Source organism: Haloplanus natans DSM 17983 (assembly GCF_000427685.1).
Classification (GTDB): domain Archaea; phylum Halobacteriota; class Halobacteria; order Halobacteriales; family Haloferacaceae; genus Haloplanus; species Haloplanus natans.
Map to the genome: position 1 here is coordinate 1,221,504 of NZ_KE386573.1, position 18,772 is coordinate 1,240,275.

General features: G+C 67.9%; 16 protein-coding genes. 6 read left to right on the plus strand and 10 right to left on the minus strand.

Annotation, left to right across the window (positions count from 1 at the left end; all coding sequences use genetic code 11):
- Nucleotides 1-113: 113 nt before the first annotated feature.
- On the plus strand, nucleotides 114-1,301 hold the full coding sequence (locus tag HALNA_RS08445) for an FAD-dependent oxidoreductase (RefSeq protein ID WP_049935948.1): 1,188 nt from the start codon (nucleotides 114-116) through the stop codon (nucleotides 1,299-1,301).
- Here HALNA_RS08445 and glmU read toward each other — a convergent pair.
- From glmU to HALNA_RS08465, 4 genes are read right to left on the minus strand one after another with little or no spacing between them, the layout of a single operon-like run.
- Nucleotides 1,298-2,482, minus strand: a complete 1,185-nt coding sequence (gene glmU, locus HALNA_RS08450) for a bifunctional sugar-1-phosphate nucleotidylyltransferase/acetyltransferase (RefSeq protein ID WP_049935949.1) — start codon at nucleotides 2,480-2,482, stop codon at nucleotides 1,298-1,300. The genes HALNA_RS08445 and glmU overlap by 4 nt on opposite strands.
- A 39-nt stretch (nucleotides 2,483-2,521) precedes the next feature.
- The gene (locus HALNA_RS08455) at nucleotides 2,522-3,358 is read right to left on the minus strand and encodes a hypothetical protein (RefSeq protein WP_049935950.1); all 837 of its coding nucleotides are present in this window, start codon (nucleotides 3,356-3,358) and stop codon (nucleotides 2,522-2,524) included.
- Between the two features lie 46 nt (nucleotides 3,359-3,404).
- Entirely contained in the window at nucleotides 3,405-5,210 is a 1,806-nt protein-coding gene (glmS, locus tag HALNA_RS08460; protein ID WP_049935951.1) for a glutamine--fructose-6-phosphate transaminase (isomerizing), read from the minus strand.
- Nucleotides 5,210-6,403, minus strand: a complete 1,194-nt coding sequence (locus tag HALNA_RS08465; protein ID WP_049935952.1) for a sugar phosphate nucleotidyltransferase — start codon at nucleotides 6,401-6,403, stop codon at nucleotides 5,210-5,212. The genes glmS and HALNA_RS08465 overlap by 1 nt, the downstream gene beginning before the upstream one ends.
- A 94-nt stretch (nucleotides 6,404-6,497) precedes the next feature.
- Between HALNA_RS08465 and aglM the strand changes: the two genes are divergently transcribed.
- A complete protein-coding gene (gene aglM / locus HALNA_RS08470; protein WP_049935953.1) occupies nucleotides 6,498-7,805 on the plus strand; it encodes a UDP-glucose 6-dehydrogenase AglM in 1,308 nt (435 codons plus the stop codon).
- Nucleotides 7,806-7,977: 172 nt separating this feature from the next.
- On the plus strand, nucleotides 7,978-8,613 hold the full coding sequence (locus HALNA_RS08475) for an OsmC family protein (RefSeq protein WP_084509952.1): 636 nt from the start codon (nucleotides 7,978-7,980) through the stop codon (nucleotides 8,611-8,613).
- Between the two features lie 53 nt (nucleotides 8,614-8,666).
- Here HALNA_RS08475 and ileS read toward each other — a convergent pair whose 3' ends face one another.
- Together ileS and HALNA_RS08485 are read right to left on the minus strand one after the other, a co-directional pair.
- The gene (gene ileS / locus HALNA_RS08480; RefSeq protein WP_049935955.1) at nucleotides 8,667-11,852 is read right to left on the minus strand and encodes an isoleucine--tRNA ligase; all 3,186 of its coding nucleotides are present in this window, start codon (nucleotides 11,850-11,852) and stop codon (nucleotides 8,667-8,669) included.
- Between the two features lie 51 nt (nucleotides 11,853-11,903).
- Complete coding sequence (locus HALNA_RS08485) at nucleotides 11,904-12,656, minus strand: SDR family NAD(P)-dependent oxidoreductase (protein WP_049935957.1); 753 nt, start codon at nucleotides 12,654-12,656, stop codon at nucleotides 11,904-11,906.
- A gap of 101 nt (nucleotides 12,657-12,757) precedes the next feature.
- On the opposite strand from HALNA_RS08485, the gene HALNA_RS08490 reads away from it, so the two are divergent.
- Nucleotides 12,758-13,216 carry a hypothetical protein gene (locus HALNA_RS08490; protein ID WP_049935958.1) on the plus strand — a complete coding sequence of 153 codons (459 nt, stop codon included), beginning with the start codon at nucleotides 12,758-12,760 and terminating at the stop codon, nucleotides 13,214-13,216.
- A gap of 36 nt (nucleotides 13,217-13,252) precedes the next feature.
- Here HALNA_RS08490 and HALNA_RS08495 read toward each other — a convergent pair whose 3' ends face one another.
- Nucleotides 13,253-14,719 carry a PAS domain-containing protein gene (locus HALNA_RS08495; protein WP_084509953.1) on the minus strand — a complete coding sequence of 489 codons (1,467 nt, stop codon included), beginning with the start codon at nucleotides 14,717-14,719 and terminating at the stop codon, nucleotides 13,253-13,255.
- A 130-nt stretch (nucleotides 14,720-14,849) separates the two neighbouring features.
- Here HALNA_RS08495 and HALNA_RS08500 point away from each other — a divergent pair, with 130 nt between their 5' ends.
- Nucleotides 14,850-16,301 (plus strand): ATPase domain-containing protein, encoded by a 1,452-nt coding sequence (locus HALNA_RS08500; protein ID WP_049935959.1) that lies wholly within the window; start codon nucleotides 14,850-14,852, stop codon nucleotides 16,299-16,301.
- Here HALNA_RS08500 and HALNA_RS08505 read toward each other — a convergent pair.
- The 3 genes from HALNA_RS08505 to HALNA_RS08515 form a co-directional block, all read right to left on the minus strand.
- Nucleotides 16,298-16,789, minus strand: a complete 492-nt coding sequence (locus tag HALNA_RS08505; RefSeq protein WP_049935960.1) for an acyl-CoA thioesterase — start codon at nucleotides 16,787-16,789, stop codon at nucleotides 16,298-16,300. The two genes, HALNA_RS08500 and HALNA_RS08505, sit on opposite strands and share 4 nt — an antisense overlap.
- Before the next feature lie 36 nt (nucleotides 16,790-16,825).
- Entirely contained in the window at nucleotides 16,826-17,284 is a 459-nt protein-coding gene (locus tag HALNA_RS08510; protein WP_049935961.1) for a bifunctional nuclease family protein, read from the minus strand.
- A 117-nt stretch (nucleotides 17,285-17,401) separates the two neighbouring features.
- Nucleotides 17,402-18,016, minus strand: a complete 615-nt coding sequence (locus HALNA_RS08515; RefSeq protein ID WP_049935963.1) for an ArsR/SmtB family transcription factor — start codon at nucleotides 18,014-18,016, stop codon at nucleotides 17,402-17,404.
- 174 nt (nucleotides 18,017-18,190) lie between these two features.
- On the opposite strand from HALNA_RS08515, the gene dpsA reads away from it, so the two are divergent.
- Entirely contained in the window at nucleotides 18,191-18,739 is a 549-nt protein-coding gene (gene dpsA, locus HALNA_RS08520; RefSeq protein WP_049935964.1) for a DNA starvation/stationary phase protection protein DpsA, read from the plus strand.
- Nucleotides 18,740-18,772: the final 33 nt, after the last annotated feature.

The following is an 18,772-nucleotide window of genomic DNA, read 5'->3' on the forward strand; positions in this document are numbered from 1 at the left end:
TGTGTCCTCCCTTGTCGGTTTCCTCCCTGACCTACTCGCTCACTCCGTTCGCTCCTTGAGGTCGGGGGCTCTACTTCGAAAATGCTGAAGTGATCCGCCCGCCATCCTCGCCCATGCAGACGACCGTCCTCGTGATCGGCGGCGGCGCGACCGGCGTCGGCGTCGCCCGCGACCTGGCGCTCCGTGGCGTCGAGGTGGCGCTCGTCGACCGCGGCCGCCTCGCCGCCGGTACCACCGGTCGCTCGCACGGCGTCCTCCACAGCGGCGCCCGGTACGCCGAGGCCGACGCCGACGACGCGGCGGCCTGCCTCGCGGAAAACCGGATCCTTCGGGGGATTGCCACGGCCTGTATCGAGGAGACGGGTGGCTACTTCCTCCAGCTCGACGACGACGACCCCGACTACTTCGAGCGCAAGCGCGCGGCCTGTGAGGGCGTGGGGATGTCCGTCGAGACGCTCTCGGGCGCCGAATGCCGCGAACGCGTCCCCGCGGCTGCCGAGGCCGTCGAGCGCGCCCTCGCCGTTCCGGACGCCGTGGTGTCGCCGTCGCGGCTCGTCGTCGCGAACGCCGCCGCCGCACGCGAGGCGGGGGCGACCATCCACCAGCGGGCGCCGGTCGAGGACATCCACGTCGCGGAGGGCACCGTGGCCGGCGTCGATATCGGCGGGAATCTCGACACGACGATCCGTGCCGACGCCGTGGTGAACGCCACTGGCCCGTGGGCCGGGCGGTGTGCGGCGCTCGCGGGCGTCTCGGTCCCCATGCGCCCCACGCGGGGCGTGATGGTCGGCGTGTCGAACCCCGGCGTCGACGCGGTGCTCAACCGGTGTCGGCCGCCCGCCGACGGCGACATCGTCGTCCCCCGCGGCGACGAGGCGGTGCTCGGCACGACGAGCGTCGCCGTCGACGACCCCGACGACTTCGAGCGGAGCGAGGCGGAGGTGGAACGGACCGTCGCGGAGTGTGCCGCGATGGTACCCGGCGCCGACCGGCCCGTCCGGCGCACGTACTGGGGCGTCCGCCCGCTCTACGCGCCGGACGAGGCCGACGACGCCCGCGCCATCTCCCGCAACTTCGCCCTCCTCGACCACGGGGACGACGCCGACGGTCTGTTCACCATCGTCGGCGGCAAACTCACCACGTACCGGCGGATGGCCGAGGCGACGGCGGACCGGGTGTGTGACCGCCTCGGGGTCTCGAAGCCCTGTCGAACCGCCGACCGGCCGCTCCCCGGCGCCGAGGACCCGGCGCGTCTCGACGCGCTGGTCGACGAGTTCGGCGTCGACGCGCCGGCCCGCTAGCGGTCGCGGTCCCGCCGTACCGTCTCACCCGGCTCCGTCCGCGCGCCGGTGCCGAGGACGACGCCGGCGTTCAGCGCCGTATCGATGCCCGTCTTCACCGTATCGCCACAGACGACGCCGAACTTGCGTCGCCCCGTCGAGGTCGGCTTGCCTTTCACCCGCACGATAACCGGCTCGTCGTCGTGGCGGAGGTTCGCGACGGTCGTCCCCGCACCGAAGTTCACGTCGCGCCCGAGGACGCTGTCGCCGACGTAGGAGAGGTGGCCGACCGTCGCGCCCGCCATCAGGATGCTGTTTTTGATCTCGACGGCGTGACCCACCGTCGCCTCCTCGCCCACGAGCGTCGCGCCGCGGACGTAGGCGTTCGGGCCGACGCTCGCGCCCGAGCGGACGAGCGCCGGCCCCTCGATCACGACGCCGGCGTCGACCGTCGCGCCCGCCTCGACGACGACCGATCCGCGGCAGTCGGCGTCCGGGTGCACCTCGCCGTCGAGCCGACGCTTCAGGTCGCCCAGCTTCCACTCGCTGGCGGCGAGGAGCTCCCACGGACGGCCCACGTCGAGCCACCGGTCCACGGTCACCGCCCGCACGTCCATCGTCTCGCAGGTCCGTTCCAGTACGTCGGTGAGTTCGTACTCGCCGCGGTCGCTCTTGCCCACGTCCAGCCAGTCCCGCGCCGCCGCGGGGAAGACGTACGCGCCGGCGTTGACGAGGTTCGAGGCCGGGTCCGCGGGCTTCTCGACGACGCCGCGGACGTGATCCCCGTCCGCGTCCGTCTCCAGCACCCCGTAGTTCTCGGGGTCGTCGACGCGACAGGCGCCGACGGCGGGGCCGCCCTCGTAGAGGGCGGCGAGCGAGTCCCGGTCGTAGAGCACGTCGCCGTTCAGGACGGCGAAGGGGGCGTCGTCGAGACACTCACGCGCCGCCCGCACGGCGTCGGCGGTGCCGCGCTGGCGCTCCTGGACGGCGAACTCCACGTCCCGGTCGTCGAGGGCGTCGCGGACGCCGTCGGCGGCGTAGCCCACGACGACGACGACGCGGCTCGCTCCCGCCGCGCGGGCGCCATCGACGACGTGTTCGACGAGCGTCCGGTCCGCGACGGGGAGGGTCGGCTTCGGTCGACGGTCGGTGAGCGGGCGCATCCGCGTCCCCTCCCCGGCCGCGAGCACGACGGTCTGCATAGTGGGGACGTGAACGAGCGCCGACAAAGCCGTTGCGGGCTACGATCCGTCGACCAGCACCGCCCACCAGCCGTCGATGGCCCCGTCGAACATGTGTTCCGGGACGAGCGGTGCGGGGACGGGCCGGAAGCCGCCGTCGCGCATCGCCCCGATGCCGGTGTAGCGCTGGACCGGCCGCCCGGCGAAGTCGACGACGCGGATCTGTTTGTCCCCGTCGCGTCGGTAGGCGTACGGGAACCGCGCCCGGGGCGGACAGCCGAGCCCGTCGACGCCGTCGAGGCGAGCCACCACCGACCCGTCGGCACGCAGGTCCAGCCACGGCCCTACCGTTTCATCGGCAGCGGTGCCACTCCCATCCGCACCGCGCTCCACCGTGAGCCCGACTGCCTCCCGCGGCGTCTCGGATTCGCGCCACTCCAGCTCCGTCCCCACCGGCACGGCGGCGTACCCGCCCTCGGCCAGCGACACGCGGTCCGGCCCGGCGTGGAACGTCCGGCCCTCAGCGTCGACGGCGCGGACGCCGACCGGCGGCGCGAGCAGCGTCTCGATCCGGTCGGCCGTTTCGCGGTCGGGGACGACGAACAGCGCCGCTCGACCGTTGTTCCGGTCGTTCCACAGTCGGGAGAGCACGAGCGTCGGGTCGGCCTCCCGAACCCCTTCGATGGCGACCGATCGGCCACTCGACAGGAGCGCCGACACCGACGGCGAGTCCACGGACTCGGTGCGCTCCGGCTCGAACGGCCGGCTGTCGTCGTCGTGCGACGGCGATTCGGGTCGGGCGACGCCCGGAGGCTCCGCGGAACTCTCCGGGCGCGTGACGGTCAACCCCGCCCGGCGACAGCGGGCGACGCCGGCTTCCAGCAGGCTGTCGGTCATCACGGTCGGTACGGTTCGGTCGATCAAGTGGATTCCGCCCCTGCCCTCATTCTACCGTTACGCTCTTGGCCAGATTCCGCGGCTTGTCTATTGATCTCCCCAACCGCGCGGCCATGTGGTAGGCGACGAGCTGGAGCTGGACGTTCGCCAGTAGCGGCGCCAGCCGTTCGTCGGTCGTCGGGACGTCGAGGACGTAATCGGCGTACCGTCCGGCATCGGCGACGCCGTCGGTGACGACGACCACCGGCGCGTCCCGCGCTTCGACCTCTTTGACGTTGCCGATGGTCTTCCGGGCCGCCTCGCCCTCGCCGGTGACGACGGCGAACACCGGCGTGTCCGCGGTGACGAGCGCGAGCGGGCCGTGTTTCAACTCGCCCGCCGCGAACCCCTCGGCGTGTTCGTAGGTGATCTCCTTGAACTTCAGTGCTCCCTCGAGCGCGACGGGGTAGTCGAATCCCCGTCCGAGGAAAAAGAAGGCGTCGGCGTCGACGAACGTCTCGACCACGTCGGCGGCGGTCGACTCGTCGAGGACCGCCTGCACGTCGCTCGCCACCCCCCGGAGCTCGTCGACCAGTCGGCGCTCGGTGCCCCCGTCGGTGAGGTAGGCGGTGAGCAGGTTCAGTCCGACGAGCTGTGAGGAGAAGGTCTTGGTCGCGGCGACGCCGATCTCCGGCCCGGCGCGAATGTAGAGGACGTGATCGCTCTCGCGAGCGGCGGTGCTGCCGACGACGTTCGTGAGCGCGAGCGTCTCTGCGCCCCGCCCGCTCGCCTCCCGGAGCGCGCTCAGGGTGTCCGCCGTCTCGCCGCTCTGGGTGATGCCGACCACGAGGTCGTCGCCCGAGAGGGGCGCCGGCGCCGTCGCGTACTCGTGAGCGTAGTACGCGTTCGCCGAGACGCCGGCCGCCCGGAGCAACTGCGCCCCGTAGAGCGCGGCGTGATACGAGGTGCCACAGGCGACGAACTGCACCGTCTCGGGGCTGCCCAAATCGTCGAGTTCCTCGACCGTGACCCGGCCGTCGAGTTCGTCGACCCGGCCGCTGATGCACTGGCGGAGCGAGACGGGCTGTTCGTGGATCTCTTTCAGCATGTAGTGGTCGTAGCCGCTCTTGCCGGTCTGTTCGGCCTCCCACTCGACCGTCCGTACGTCCTTGTCCACTACGTCGCCGTCGGCGTCGGTGACGGTCCAGCCCGTGGCGTCGAGACGGACGAACTCGTCGTCGTCGAGGTAGATCACGTCGCGCGTGCGTTCGAGGAAGGCGGGCACGTCGCTGGCGACGAACGACTCGCCCTCGCCGACACCGAGGACGAGCGGCGAGTCGTGGCGGACGGCAAAGAGGGCGTCCGTCCCCGCGACGACGACGGCGAGGGCGTAGCTCCCCGCCAGGCGCTCGGTCGCCGTGCGCACCGCCGCCTCGGGCGCCCGGCCCGCACGGAGTTCGCGGGCCACCAGATGTGGCACCACCTCGGTGTCCGTCTCGGAGGTGAAGGCGACGCCCTCGGCTTCGAGTTCGTCGCGGAGTTCGCGGTAGTTCTCGATGATGCCGTTGTGGACGACGGCGACCCGCCCCGTCTCGTCGGTGTGGGGGTGGGCGTTTTCGTCCGTCGGCGGGCCGTGCGTGCTCCATCGGGTGTGGGCGACCCCGACTGGGCCGTCGATGGCGTCGCCCGTCTCGCCGTCGAGTGCCGTCTGCAACGCGTCGAGCTCTCCGGCCCGCTTCTCGACCCGGAGGCCGTCGCCGCCGACGGCGATTCCCGCGGAGTCGTAGCCGCGGTACTCCAGGTTCGAGAGCCCGTCGAGCAGGACCGAGAGCGTCTCGTCGGCGTCGCCGACGTAGCCGATGATGCCACACATCAGCGACGCACCTCCGCGCCCTCGGGGACGATGTCGTCGGCGTACGCCCCCGTCTCCACGCTCGCGTCCGGGCCGATCAGGGTGCCGGGCTCGACGGCCGCGCCGCCGCCGATCGTCGCGCGGTCCGCGGCGATACAGCCGAGGCGACGCCCTTCGTGGATCGTCGTCCCCACGCGCACGTCGGCCTCACCGCCGGGGATCGTCGCCCCCGGGCCGACGGTCACACCCTGCCCGGTCACGGTGTCGACGACCGTCGCGTTCGCGCCGAGACGGGTGTCGATGTCCAGCACCGAACCGTCGACGACGGCACCGGATTCGACGGTCACGTTTCGACCCAACGCGGTGTCGGGACCGACGACGGCGCCGGGGCCGACGACCACGTCCGGGCCGACGACGACCGGCGCCCGGAGGGTGGCGTCCGCGTGGACGCTCGCCGTCTCGTCGACGTAGACGCCGCGCGAGCGTTCGGGTTCGTCGACGAGGCCGGCGGCCAGCAGATCACGCGCGACCGTCAGGAGATCCCAAGGGTACGTCGCGGTCGACCACAGCCCCTCGATCCTGACGCCGCGGACGGCGTTGCCCGCGCGGATCTGATCGTCGATGGCGTCCGTCAGGTAGAGTTCGCCCGCTCGCCGTTCCGTCGATTCGATGTCGGCCAGAAGCGAGGGGCCACAGGCGTAGATGCCGGCGTTGAGGAGGCGGTAGGAGTCGTCGTTCGGTCGCTCGACCAGTTCGACGATGCGGTCGCCGTCGAGGCTCACGGCGCCGTACTCGGCCGCGCGGTCGCTCTCGACGACGCCGAGTGTCGCCGCGTCCGTCGTCGAGTGGGCGTCCATCACCGCCCCGACCATCCCGGCGGTCACCACCTCGTCGCCGTTGACGACGAGGAAGTCCGCGTCGATGGCGTCGCGGGCCTGTAACACCGCGTGACCGGTTCCCAGTTGTTTCTCTTGGACGTGGTAGGTGACGGTGCGGCCGCGGTAGGTGGGGCCGACGTGGTCCTGCACCCGGTCGCGCTGATACCCGACGACGAGGTGGAGGTCGTCGACGCCGGCGTCGATCAGCGCGTCCAAGACGTAGGAGAGTATCGGTCGGTTCGCGGCCGGTAACAGCGGTTTCGGCCGGTGTTTCGTCAGCGGCCGGAGGCGTGTTCCCTCCCCAGCCGCGAGAACTACCGCGGAGTCGAGTCGCATGAACCTGTGTTCGCGGTGACGACTAATAAGCTCCCGTGGCCGCGGCGTCGTGCATCCGAATCCTCTTTGCCCCGGCCCACGCCAACGCTACACGATGAAGATCGGTATCGTCGGTAGCGGCTACGTGGGAACGACAATCGCAGCCTGTTTCGCCGATCTGGGCCACGAGGTCATGAACGTCGACGTCGACGACGCGGTCGTCACGGCGCTGAACGACGGACAGGCGCCCGTCTCCGAACCAGGGCTGGACGACCGGCTCGGCCGATATGCCGGGGAGACGCTGTTCGCGACGACCGAGTACGCGGACCTCGTCGATTTCGCCCCCGACGCCGTCTTCCTCGCGCTCCCCACGCCCGCAACGGAGGACGGGAGCATCGACACCGCGATCATCGAAGCCGGCGCCGAATCGCTCGGCGAGGTGCTCGTCGACATCGAGGGCTACCCGACCGTCGTCGTCAAGAGCACGGTCGTCCCCGGCACGACCGAGGACACCATCGGCCCGATCCTCGAACGCGAATCGGGCGGCCAGATCGGGGTCGACTTCGGCCTCGCGGTCAACCCCGAGTTCCTGCGCGAGGGGAGCGCGGTCGCCGACTTCACCGACCCCGACAAACTCGTCTTCGGGACGGCCGACGACGACCGCGCCCGCGAGGCGCTCGAAGCGGTGTACGCGCCGCTCACCGACGAGGCCGACGTGCCGATCGTCCACACCGGCCGCCGCGAGGCGGAGCTGATCAAGTACGCCAACAACGCCTTCCTCGCCGCGAAGGTGAGCCTCATCAACGAGCTCGGGAACATCTGCAAGGAGTACGGCGTCGACGCCTACGAGGTGGCCAACGCCATCGGCCTCGACGACCGCATCGGCGAGCAGTTCCTCCGTAGCGGCGTCGGCTGGGGTGGGAGCTGCTTCCCGAAGGACGTAAACGCCATCGTCGCCGCCGCCCGCGAGGCGGGCTACGATCCACAGCTTCTACAGGCCGCCATCGACGTGAACGACCGCCAGCCCGAGCGTATGCTCGAACTGATGGACGACCACGTCGACGTCGAGGGGAAGCGCGTGGCCGTCCTCGGCCTCGCGTTCAAACCCGGGACCGACGATATCCGCAACTCGCGGGCCATCCCGATCATCGAGGGATTGCAGGCACGCGGCGCGGAGGTCATCGCCTACGACCCCAACGACGGGGCGCAGTCGGCGATGCGCGAGCGCTTCCCCGACGTGACGTATCTCGCCTCCGCCTCGCCGACGCTCTCGGGCGCCCACGCCGCCCTGATCGTCACCGACTGGCCCGAATTCGGCGATCTGGATCTGGAGTTCGACCTGATGTCGAACTCGGTCGTCGTCGACGGCCGGCGGGTCGTCGACCGCCGCGAGGGGATCACCTACGAAGGGTTGACGTGGTAGGTGGGGCGCTTATCGGACCCGCTGGACGCCGGTACCGGTGTGGAACCGAACGAACGGCGCGGATATATTTATATACTCCGGAGGCATATATATATTTGATTCTCAGCGGACCGCACCTCGGAGCCGCTGGCGGGGCTGGGCGACGATTCCTTGAGAAGCTACGGAGCAAATAATGTCAACACACACACAACCGGAAGCGAAGCAACCAGTCCACGGCATCGATATGGCGGCCCACGAGGAGTTCCTCACGTACGCCGAGGAGAACCCGGAAGCCGTCCAGTTCGTACTGAGCGCGGTCGGTACCGACGAGGGTCGCGTGCTGCACACCCGCTCGCAGACGCAGTCGTATATGCTCGGCGGGCAGGAGTTCGACCGCGTCGCTCGCGGGTACACCCAGCATTTCGGCGGCCACAAGGAAGTCGAGGAAGCCGTCGGATTCGTCGATCCGACCGACAGGGAGGAGGCCATCGAAGTCGCCCTGGCCGCCCTGACCGCCTGCATCAACGGATCGATTTCGCTGAGTTCGGCACAGGCCGGCGTCGACATCGACGAACTCGAGACGACGGTTTCGGTCGAGTTCGATCCGTCGGTCTTCCTCGGGCTGGAAGAACCGCGGGACTCCGACGGAACCCCCACGAACATGTACGGTGATCTTCGGATCGACATTCGGGTCAGCGGAGAGGACCTCGGCGACAACATCGTCGACCGAGTCGGGGAGTGGGTCACCCGTTCGCCCGTCTACAATCTGATGACGCTCGGGCACGAGGGCACCCCGCAGGTGTCCCGGATGTCCGACCAGGCACGCTGAGCAGTACCGACGACTGCCCCACCCGATTTTTAATTGACCTCGATTCGACGAAATCAGGCCGCCCGCTGCTCCGCTTCCAACCGCTCGATACCGATCGTGACGCCGATCCCTTCGACCTCCCACTCCTCGACGAGGCCGTCGGCGTCGGCGTCGAACTCCGCCGTCCGCGTCTCCTCCGCGATCAGGTCGCGGTGATCGTCGACGAAGCCGGCCACCCGGTCGTCGTCGACTTCGACCCGGGTGCGGATGCGCTCGTCGACGTCGAGGTCGAGTCGCTTGCGCATCTCCTGAATCCGCCGCACCACATCGCGGGCGTAGCCCTCCGACTCGATGTCGTCGGTCAGCGACGTATCGACGTAGACGGTGCCGCCCGTCCGGTCGTCGTCGACGGTCAGATCGAAGTCGGCGCCAGTGACGTTCTCGGGTGGTTCCGCACGGAACGAGACCATCTCGTCGGTCAACTCGTACTCCTCGCCGTCGACGGTGACGACGAAGCCGTCCGCGTCGAGGTCCTCGCGTCGCTGGCCCTCGACCGCAGTCATGACTTCTTGGGCGTCGCCGCCGAAGGCCGGCCCGACCACTCCCATCTCCGGTTCCGCGAGTTCGACCAGTTCGTCGAAGGCGTCGACCACCTCGACCGCGCGGGCGTTCACCCGGTCGGCGAGCAGGTCGGTGAGCGAGCGGACCGACTCGGCCACCGCGTCGTCCTCGGTCTCGACGATCACGCGCGGGACGGGCCAGCGGAGCTTCCGACCGCCCTGCTGACGGGCGTTCGCGGCCGCTTCCTCCACGGCACGGAGGACGGCCACGTCGGCTTCGAGGTCCGGATCGTGGTGTGTGTCGTCGACCGTGGGGTACGACAACTGGTGGACCGTCGTCGCCTCGCCGTCGAGGGTCTGGTACATCTCCTCGGCGAGATACGGTGTGACGGGCGCGAGCAGTCGGATCGTCTCGTCGAGCACCGTCGCGAGCGTGGCGTAGGCGCCGCGCTTGGAGGCCGAATCCGCCTCTTCCCACATCCGCTCCCGGATGGCCTTCACGTAGAAGCGGGAGACGTCCTCGGTGACAAAGTCGAGGACTGTGTTGAGCGCGTCGTGGACGGCGTAGTCGTCCCACGCCTCGTTCGCCACCGCCTTGACCGACTGCAGGCGCGAGAGCACCCACTCGTCGACGACGGTCAGTTCGCCCTCCGACAGGTCGGCGTCGGCGGGATCGTAGTCATCGAGCGCCATGTACTGTAGCGGGAACCGGAAGACGTTCCAGAAGATGTTGAGCGTCGACTGCGTCTCGCCGAGTCCCTCCCACTCGAAAGAGAGGTCGACCCCGTGTTGGTCGTGGCTCATGAGATAGGCCCGAAGGGGGTCACGGCCGAAGCGGTCGATGGCCTCCTGGGGCGTGACGATGTTGCCGAGCGACTTCGACATCTTCCGCCCGTCGCTGTCGTTGGCGAACCCGTGCATGACGACCTCCTCGTACGGAATCTCGCCGAGAGCGGCCGTGCCCATGCCGAGCTGTGACCAGAACCAGCCACGCGTCTGGTCGTGGGCCTCGACGATCAGGTCGGCGGGCCAGAGTTCGTCGAACCGGGACTCGTCGCCCGGGTAATCGAGCGTCCCCCACGTCGCAACCGAGGAGTCGATCCACACGTCGAAGACGTCCGGGACGCGCTCGTAGGTGGTGCCGTCCTCCGTGATGGTGAGGGGGTCGACGCTCGGGCGGTGGAGATCGATCGTCTCCGGATCGACCTCTTGATCGGCCCGCTCGGCCAGTTCCTCGCGCGTCCCGACGACGAGGATGTCCTCGGCGCTCGGATTCGGGTCGTCTTCGGGCACCCAGACGGGGAGCGGGATGCCCCAGTAGCGCTGGCGGGAGACGTTCCAGTCCGGCGCGTCCTCGACGAAGTTTCTGAACCGGTTGTCCCGTGCCCACTCCGGATGCCACTCGCTGTCCTCGATGTTGTCGAGGAGTTCCTCTTTCACGTCGGTGACGGTGATGAACCACTGGTCGGTGGCGAGATAGACGATGTCCGTATCACACCGCCAGCACTGCCCGTATCGATGGCTGGTGGTGCCCGACGCCAGCAGGTGGCCGTGTGCGTCGAGATCCGCGATGATGTCGTCGTTGGCGTCGCGGACGAACTGGCCGGCGTACGTCCCGGCCTCGTCGGTGAAGGTGCCGTCGCCGGCGACGGGCGAGAAGACGGGGAGGCCGAGTTCGCTCCCGCGTTCGAAGTCCACCTCACCGTGACCCGGCGCGGAGTGGACCAGCCCGGTTCGGTCCGCCTCGACGTAGTCGGCGGCGTACACCTGTCCGGTGCCCTCGCTATCGGCGTGGTCTGGCACCTCCTCGGCGAGCGGGTGATCGTAGGTCCAGCCGAGCATCTCCTCGCCCGACAGCTCCGCGACCACCTCGTAGTCCTCGTATCGCCCCTCGCGGAGCACGTCCTCGACGCAGGGTTCGGCGACGTAGAGCGTCTCCGTCTCGCCGCCTTTCGTCGCTTCGACCGCCTGATACGTCATCTCGGAATCGACGGCGACGAACTCGTTTGCCGGGACGGTCCACGGGGTGGTCGTCCAGACGACGAGCGAGCCCTCGCGGTCACCGAGTGGGAATTTGACGTAGATCGACGGGGATTCGATCTCGTGGTACTCCACTTCGTTGTCGGCGATAGCGGTCTCACACCGCGGGCACTGGTTGATCGCCCGCTTGCCGCGTTCGACGAGGCCGTTCTCGTGGACGCGCTGGAACGCCCACCACGTCGCTTCCATGTACTCCGGCGACACCGTGCGGTAGGGATTCGACCAGTCCATCCACGCGCCGATGGACTGGAAGTCCTCGTCCATCTTCTCCCGGTTCTCCTCGGCGAACGACTTGCACTCCTCGATGAACGCCTCCATCCCGTACTCCTCGATGTCCTTCTTGGAGTCGAAGCCGAGTTCCTCCTCGACTTTCACCTCGATGGGGAGACCGTGCATATCGTAGCCGGGGCGGTCGGTCACGTCGTAGCCCGACATCCGCTTGTAGCGGAGGATGGCGTCTTTCAGCGTCTTGTTCCACGCGGTTCCGAGGTGCATCTGCCCGCTCGTGTACGGCGGGCCGTCGACGAAAAAGAAGGGCGGATCGTCCGCGTGTGCCTCTTTCGCGGCCTCGTAGGCGTCGTGGTCGTCCCAGTACGCGTTCACCGAAGACTCCACGTCCTCGGGGGCGTACTGGTCGCTGACGTCGTCGGCGTCGTCCATACCCGACCCAATTCCCGCGCGTATATCAAAACGGTGGTCGCGCGCCGGCCGTCACATCTCCTGTTGGGTCGGTCGGATCAGGAGTTCGTTGAGGCTGACGTGCGGGGGCTGGCTGGCCGCGAACCGGATCGAACGTGCGATATCCGCCGGCTGGAGGGCGTCCATGGATGCCACCCACTCCTCCGTCTGTGCCTTGATTTCGGCGTCGGGGATGTGGTCCTGAAGCTCCGTCTCGACCAGCCCCGGCTCGATGAGTGTCGTACGAACGCCATCGTCGGTTACCTCCTGTCTGAACGCCTCGGTGAAGCCGTTGAGGCCGAACTTCGTTGCGTTGTAGCCGCTGGCGGTCGCGCTCGCTCGTCGACCTGCAACCGACGAGACGTTCACGATGTGGCCCCCTCCCTGCTCTTGCATGACCGGCAAGGCGGCCTTGGTCGCGTTCATCGGTCCGAGGAGGTTCACTTCGAGCATCTGCCGCCAGTCGCCAGTGTCTGCGTCCTCGACGGCTTCGAGGAGCATCACGCCCGCGTTGTTGACGAGGATGTCGAGTCCGCCGAGTTCGGAGACGGTTGTCTCGATCATCGCCGCCACCTGCGCCTCGTCGGTGACGTCCGTCGGGACGACCAGCGCCTCGCCACCGTCGGCGGCGATGCGGCCGGCGACCGTTTCGAGTTCGGACTCCCGCCGGGCGGCGAGGGCGACGCTCGCGCCCGCGTCGGCGAGCGCCTCTGCCGTCGCCTCGCCGATGCCCGACGACGCGCCAGTCACGAGTGCGATGTCTCCGTCGAGTGCGTTGGATACCATCGAGTCCGCGTCGGGGACAGTCCCCGAAAAGGCTGTTCGAACCGGAACGCGTGTGTGACGTTACCGAACGGTTTTAGCGCCGTCGTCGCCCATCCGTAGCTATGACGCTGGATGTCGAGGTGCCCCCACCCCCCGAACTGAACCAAGTCGATCCGAACGAGTACGAGGACGCCGACGTGGTCGGCGATACGGACTACAAGCGCGACGAGATCGAGGCGTTGCTCGAAGACGGCGCGTGGACCGAGGCGTTCACCGAGTGGACCGCCGAGACCGACATGGACGAGCGAACGTTCGGTATCGTCACCGATCTGGAGATGCTCCGGCAGTTCGACTTCTTTTGGGACTCCTTCGCGGAGCGTGTGGGCTACCACGCCCCCGGCATCCCCGAGGACTGGAAGGAGCGGGGGTACCACCCCGAGTTGGACTCGTGGGGGACCGTCTCCACGATCAACGCGGGGCTGACCGAACTCGGGCAGATCGTCTGTGACGTGTTGCTCGACGACTACATCGACTGGGAGACGGAATACGAGGCGCCGGACGACCTGCCCGACTTCGGGTAGTCGCCACCTCGGGTGGCTACGACACGCACCCGCCGTTCAGACCAGCGGGACCGACATCGTAACCACGCTCCCGCCCGCCGCCGACTCGCCGACCTCGAACCGCCCGCCGGCCTTGGTGACGGCCCAGTACATCAACCAGATGCCGAGTCGGTCCGCGTGATTCAGCGGCGTCTCGCCGCTTTCGAGCACCTGTATCTCCTGCTCCGGGATGCCGGGCCCCTCGTCGGCTATCTCGATGTCGACCCAGTCTCTCCGCGTCTCGACGCGAACGTCGACCGTCGGCGTCGACGACTCGTCGTGTTTGATGGCGTTGTCGATCGCCTCCTCGACGGCGGCGATCAGGCCCGTCGCCTCGACGCGACAGGGCTCCTCGGGGAGCGCCGTCGTGATGGTCGCGCCCGGGTAGCGATCCTCGAACACGTTGACCAGTCGGACGACGTGTTCGGTCAGTTCGAGCGGCCCTCGTGGCGATTCGTCGGCGGCGATGATGTGCTCGGTCTCCCGGACGGCTTCCGCGAGTCCCATGAGATCACGCGCCGCGTCGGTGATCGCGTCGAGCGACGCGGGTGGGTCGCCGCCGAACTCCTCTTCGAGCAACGCGACGTGGCCCTCGATGACGTTCATCTTGTTTTTCAGGTTGTGGCTGAGCACGCGGTTCAACACCTCCAGTCGGCGCTCCCTGAGCTTTCGGTCGGTGATCTCGGTCTGGAAGCCGACGAAGTTCGTCACGGCGCCGTCCTCGTCGCGGACGGGAGCAATATCGAGTTTCTGCCACATCCGTTCGCCGTTCTTGCGGTAGTTCACGATGTCGACGGCGACCGGCGTCTCGGCGCCGATCCGTTCTCGCAGTAGGCGACGGGTCCGTGGATCAGTGTCCTCTCCCTGCAGGAACCGGAAGCTACGCCCCAGCGCTTCCGAGCGGTCGTAGCCCGTCAGCGACTCGAACCGGTCGTTGACGTACACCATCGGGTTGTCCTCGCGGTCCGGATCGGTAATCGTGATCCCGACGGGCGCTTCGTCCATGGCGCGCTCTTTCAGACGGAGGTCGGCCACCGTCGCCGCGAGTTCCTGCGACCGCTCGTCCAGTTCGACGGCGGTCCGACGGCGTTCGACCAGGTTGCCGACCCGGGCGTGAAGCTGTGCTTTCCCCGCCGGCAGTTCGATCACGTCGTCGACGTACTCCCAGGGCGTCCCGCCCACGTCGGTGTCGGCGGGGACCAGCAACACGAACGGGAGGAAGACGCTCGTCCCCTCACGCACCGCCTCGATGGCGTCGGTAGCGCGGCCGAACTCGTCGTGGCCGAGCACACAGCAGTCGAACCCCGTCTCGAAGTCGGGGGAGTCGGTCGCCGTCTCGACGTGGTACCGTTCTCCGAGGGTCTCGGCCAACAGTTCGCGATTCCGCCCGGGGCCCATAAACAGCAGCACTCGCGGCTCGTCGACGACGGGAGAATCGCCGTCTCCGTACTCGGTCGACTCGCCATCTGTCAGTTTTTCTGACATTTATTCCCTGAACAGGTGCCTCGTTGTCGGTAGAGTACACCCGGACAAGTAACTGTTCGCCCCGTCCGATGTATCGTTCGACAGGTCACTCGGCAATTTATGTAGGTGACGACCGAACCATTCGTCATTCATGACGGTGACCGGTCGCCTCTCGACGGGTATCGAGGGCCTAGACGAAATCCTGCACGGTGGGTTTCTGCGCCAGCGGAACTACATGATTCAGGGCTCCGCCGGCTCCGGCAAGACAATCCTCGCACTCCACTTCCTCCAGGCCGGGGTGGCCAAGGGCGAGGCCTGTCTCTTCATCAACATCGAGGAGGACCTCGATGACCTCCGGTCGAACGCCGCGGCGCTCGGATTCGACACCGACGCCATCGAATTCCTCGATCTGAGTCCGACCGCGGACGTGTTCGTCGAGGACCGAACGTACGACGTATTCGACGCCGCCGAAGTCGAACAGGAGCCGCTTCGGGAGGCCATCGTCGACCGTGTCGACACGGTGGATCCCGACCGCGTCGTCGTCGATCCGCTGACGCAGTTCCGGTATCTCTCCGCCGACGACTACCAGTTCCGCAAGCAGGTCGTCGGGTTGATGCGATTTCTCGAACAGCGAGGGGCGACTGTCGTCTTCACCGCTCAGGACGCCCGGAACCAGCCGACCGAGGAACTCGAGTTCGTCGCCGACGGGACGATCCGGCTGGGGTCGGCGCCGTACGGCAAGACGGTACGGGTCCCGAAGTTCCGCGGGTCGAAGACGCAGGGAGGTGCCCACGCCTACCGGATCACCGACGAGGGGATGGTCGTCTTCCCGGCACTGGACCCGCACGACCACCAAGAGACGTTCACGACCGAACCGGTCTCCTCGGGTCTGCCCGCGGTCGACTCGCTCCTCAACGGCGGGCTGGAACGCGGGACGGTCAGCGTCATCAGCGGGCCGACGGGCGTCGGGAAGACGACCCTCGGGACGCAGTTCATGAACGCTGCCGCCGAGCGGGGGGAACGGTCGGTCGTCTACCTGTTCGAGGAGAACGAGCAGACGTTCCTGACGCGCTCGGAGGCCATCGGCATTCCCGTCCGCGGGATGATCGAGCGCGGCACGCTGAAGGTAGCGGAAATCGACGCGCTCGAACGGTCGCCCCAGGAGTTCGCCCACACCGTCCGGAAAGACGTCGAGGACGACGACACCCGAATCGTCATGATCGACGGCATCGCCGGCTATCGGCTGACGCTGAACGGCGAGACCGATATGCTGCTCCGGCGACTGCACGCGCTGGGCCGGTATCTCAAAAACATGGGCGTGACGACGATTTTCGTCGACGAGACGGCGGGGGTCACCGGCTCGTTCAGCGCGACACAGGAGAACATCAGCTATCTGGCCGACAACATCGTCTTCCTTCGCCACCTCGAACTCCGGGGTGAGCTCCGGAAGGCCACCGGCGTGTTGAAAAAGCGGACGAGCGACTTCGAGCGCACCCTCCGCGAGTTCGAGATCACGGCGGACGGCATCGTGGTCGGCGAACCGCTCACGCGGATGCAGGGCATCCTGAGCGGGCTGCCGGACGTCGTCGACGACCCGGATTAGGACTCCATCCGCTCGACGAGCCGTTCCAGTTGGGCCGCCCGCTCGTCGAGCGCGGCGTCCCGAAGGCGACGCTCGCCCTCGGTCGGACAGTCGAGGTCCGGAACCGGCGTCGGGTCGCCGTCGTCGTCGACGGCGACGAACGTGAAAAACGAGGAGGTAGTGGCGTGTTCCGTGTCGGTCCGTGGATTCTCCGCGCGCACCTCGACGGTCACGTCGATACTCGTTCGGCCGGTTCCGTAGACGTACGCCTCGACCACCACCACCTCCCCGAGGTCGATGGGGCGTTTGAAGTCGACGTGTTCCATCGACGCCGTGACGACGCCCTCGTTGGCAAAGCGCATCGCTGCGATGGCACCGCAGACATCCATCCAGTGCAACACCGCGCCGCCCAGCGCCCGACCGTGCGTGTTCGTGTCGTTGGGGAGAACGATTTCGGTCATCTCCGTGTGCGACTCCGCGAGCGTCGCGGGTCCCGTCTCGTCTGCCATGCGGGATGGGTGGCCGCGGGTGGTGAAAAGTCCAGCTTATCGCTCGTCGAAGTCGTCGATCCGCTCGGGTTCGAACTCGTCTTCGTCGCGGCCGGCCCGGTCGAGGACGCCGTCGGAGACGGTGATGGGACAGTCGACCCGGACCGCGAGCGCGATGGCGTCGCTCGGCCGCGCGTCGAAGACGAACTTCCGGGATTCGCCGTTCTCGTAGCGCTCCACGTCCACCTTGGCGTAGAAGGTGCCGTCCGCGAGGTCGTCGATCCGGATGCCGTCGAGGGCGCCGCCGAACTCCGTGAGCATCTCGACCAGTAAGTCGTGTGTGAGCGGTCGCTCGAACGGCTCCCCGGACAGCCCGAGTTGGATCGCCCGTGCCTGATCGGCCGTGATGACGATCGGGAGGTACTCCTCGCGGGCAGCGAGGAGGACCGCGGGGACGTTCGAGCCGTCCTCGCTCGTGCCCACCCCGATGCCGGTCACCTCGGCGGTGTGCTCCATACAGCCGCTTCGGGCGGCAAGTATGAATAGCTACGGGCTTTTTAAGATCGTTCGACGCTCACAACGTCGGCCGTGGCCCGACGCTCACAACGTCGGCCAACGCTACCGCCGCACGTACTACGCCGCACCGGCGATGGCGAGGACGAGGAGACCACCGAGGAAAAAGAGGAGCCCGGGCGGCAGTCCCGCTCCGGCGGCGTCGGCGGCCGTCGGCGCCGCTTCGGTGCTCATCGTCCCCACTCCGCCGCCGTCACCACCCGCGTCGGCGCCACCCGTCCGCGCGCCGAACGGGGCGCCGTCCAGATACCACTGCACGAGAAGGCTCGCGATGCCGAGAACGCCGACGGCGCCCAGGAGGTTCTTGAGGGCGCTCTCTAACCCCCTGCTCTCCTCCTCGCGGCCGGCGAAGACGACCAGCGGCCGGTCGGCCGGCGCGTAGCGGTTCATCTCCCGGCCCTTCTCGGAGTAGACGGTGTCGATCACTTCGATCAACCCCGCGTCCTCGAGGTTGCCGAGGTGGTACTGCGTGTTCTGGAGGGAGGTGTCGACTCGCTCTGCGACGTTCGCGGGCGTGTCGGGTTCGTCGTGGAGGGCCGCGAGTACCTCGCGGGCGGTGTCGGAGGAGAGCGCCGACAGCAGGTCGTCGGCGTCCTCGCTGTCGAGGCCGATGACACGCGGATCGGCCTCCGCCGCTGCGGAGGTGTCGGGGCGCGAGGGCAACAGGTCTGCCATAGTGTCGGTACGGTAGTGGCGCGCCGGGTACAAAACTTCCTCTCTCCAAGACCGAACCGGTCGTGCTAGACGCCACGCTGATCGGCTATATACCCCAATTTCGGCCGTCTCAAACCGTGTGAACGGCTCACAGCGAAAACGGATAAGTGTCTGGAGACCCAACAGAAAACTGCAATGAGTACACAGAAATCAGTCCGACAGCAGGCCGACTCGGTCGAGGCTACAGACGCGCTCCGACTCGATCAGGAGAAAACCGAACAGCTCGTCGAGGCGCTCAACACCGACCTCGCGGCGACGTACGTCCTCTACCACCAGCTCAAAAAGCACCACTGGAACGTCGAGGGCGCGGAGTTCCTGAACGTCCACGAGTTCCTCGGTGAGGCGGCCGAAGACGCGGAGGAAGCGGCCGACGAAATCGCGGAGCGCGCACAGGCGCTCGGCGGCGTCCCGCTCGCCGGCGGCAAGCGACTCGAGGAGAACGCCCCCGTCTCCCCCGAGGGCGACGATGTCTACGACATCCGCACCTCGCTTCGCAACGACATGGAAATGTACGGCGACATCATCGAGACGGTGCGCGAACACGTCGATCTCGCACAGGGTCTCGGCGACCACGCTACCGCCGAGATGCTCCGTCAGAACCTCCTGACGATGGAAGAGCACGCCCACCACATCGAGCACTACCTCGAAGACGACACGCTCGTTCTCGACTCGGCGACGAAGTAGCGACCGCCGATCCTGCTGGCGGACGGTCCCCGC

Coding starts and splice junctions, on each gene's coding strand:
- ileS (WP_049935955.1), bottom strand. CDS start 11,852: ATGGACGACGCCGACGACGTCAGCGACCAGTACGCCCCCGAGGACGTG.
- glmS (WP_049935951.1), bottom strand. CDS start 5,210: ATGTGTGGCATCATCGGCTACGTCGGCGACGCCGACGAGACGCTCTCG.
- HALNA_RS08500 (WP_049935959.1), top strand. CDS start 14,850: ATGACGGTGACCGGTCGCCTCTCGACGGGTATCGAGGGCCTAGACGAA.
- HALNA_RS08490 (WP_049935958.1), top strand. CDS start 12,758: ATGACGCTGGATGTCGAGGTGCCCCCACCCCCCGAACTGAACCAAGTC.
- HALNA_RS08455 (WP_049935950.1), bottom strand. CDS start 3,358: ATGACCGACAGCCTGCTGGAAGCCGGCGTCGCCCGCTGTCGCCGGGCG.
- HALNA_RS08495 (WP_084509953.1), bottom strand. CDS start 14,719: ATGTCAGAAAAACTGACAGATGGCGAGTCGACCGAGTACGGAGACGGC.
- HALNA_RS08465 (WP_049935952.1), bottom strand. CDS start 6,403: ATGCGACTCGACTCCGCGGTAGTTCTCGCGGCTGGGGAGGGAACACGC.
- HALNA_RS08475 (WP_084509952.1), top strand. CDS start 7,978: ATGTCAACACACACACAACCGGAAGCGAAGCAACCAGTCCACGGCATC.
- dpsA (WP_049935964.1), top strand. CDS start 18,191: ATGAGTACACAGAAATCAGTCCGACAGCAGGCCGACTCGGTCGAGGCT.
- HALNA_RS08445 (WP_049935948.1), top strand. CDS start 114: ATGCAGACGACCGTCCTCGTGATCGGCGGCGGCGCGACCGGCGTCGGC.
- glmU (WP_049935949.1), bottom strand. CDS start 2,482: ATGCAGACCGTCGTGCTCGCGGCCGGGGAGGGGACGCGGATGCGCCCG.
- HALNA_RS08485 (WP_049935957.1), bottom strand. CDS start 12,656: ATGGTATCCAACGCACTCGACGGAGACATCGCACTCGTGACTGGCGCG.
- aglM (WP_049935953.1), top strand. CDS start 6,498: ATGAAGATCGGTATCGTCGGTAGCGGCTACGTGGGAACGACAATCGCA.
- HALNA_RS08515 (WP_049935963.1), bottom strand. CDS start 18,016: ATGGCAGACCTGTTGCCCTCGCGCCCCGACACCTCCGCAGCGGCGGAG.
- HALNA_RS08510 (WP_049935961.1), bottom strand. CDS start 17,284: ATGGAGCACACCGCCGAGGTGACCGGCATCGGGGTGGGCACGAGCGAG.
- HALNA_RS08505 (WP_049935960.1), bottom strand. CDS start 16,789: ATGGCAGACGAGACGGGACCCGCGACGCTCGCGGAGTCGCACACGGAG.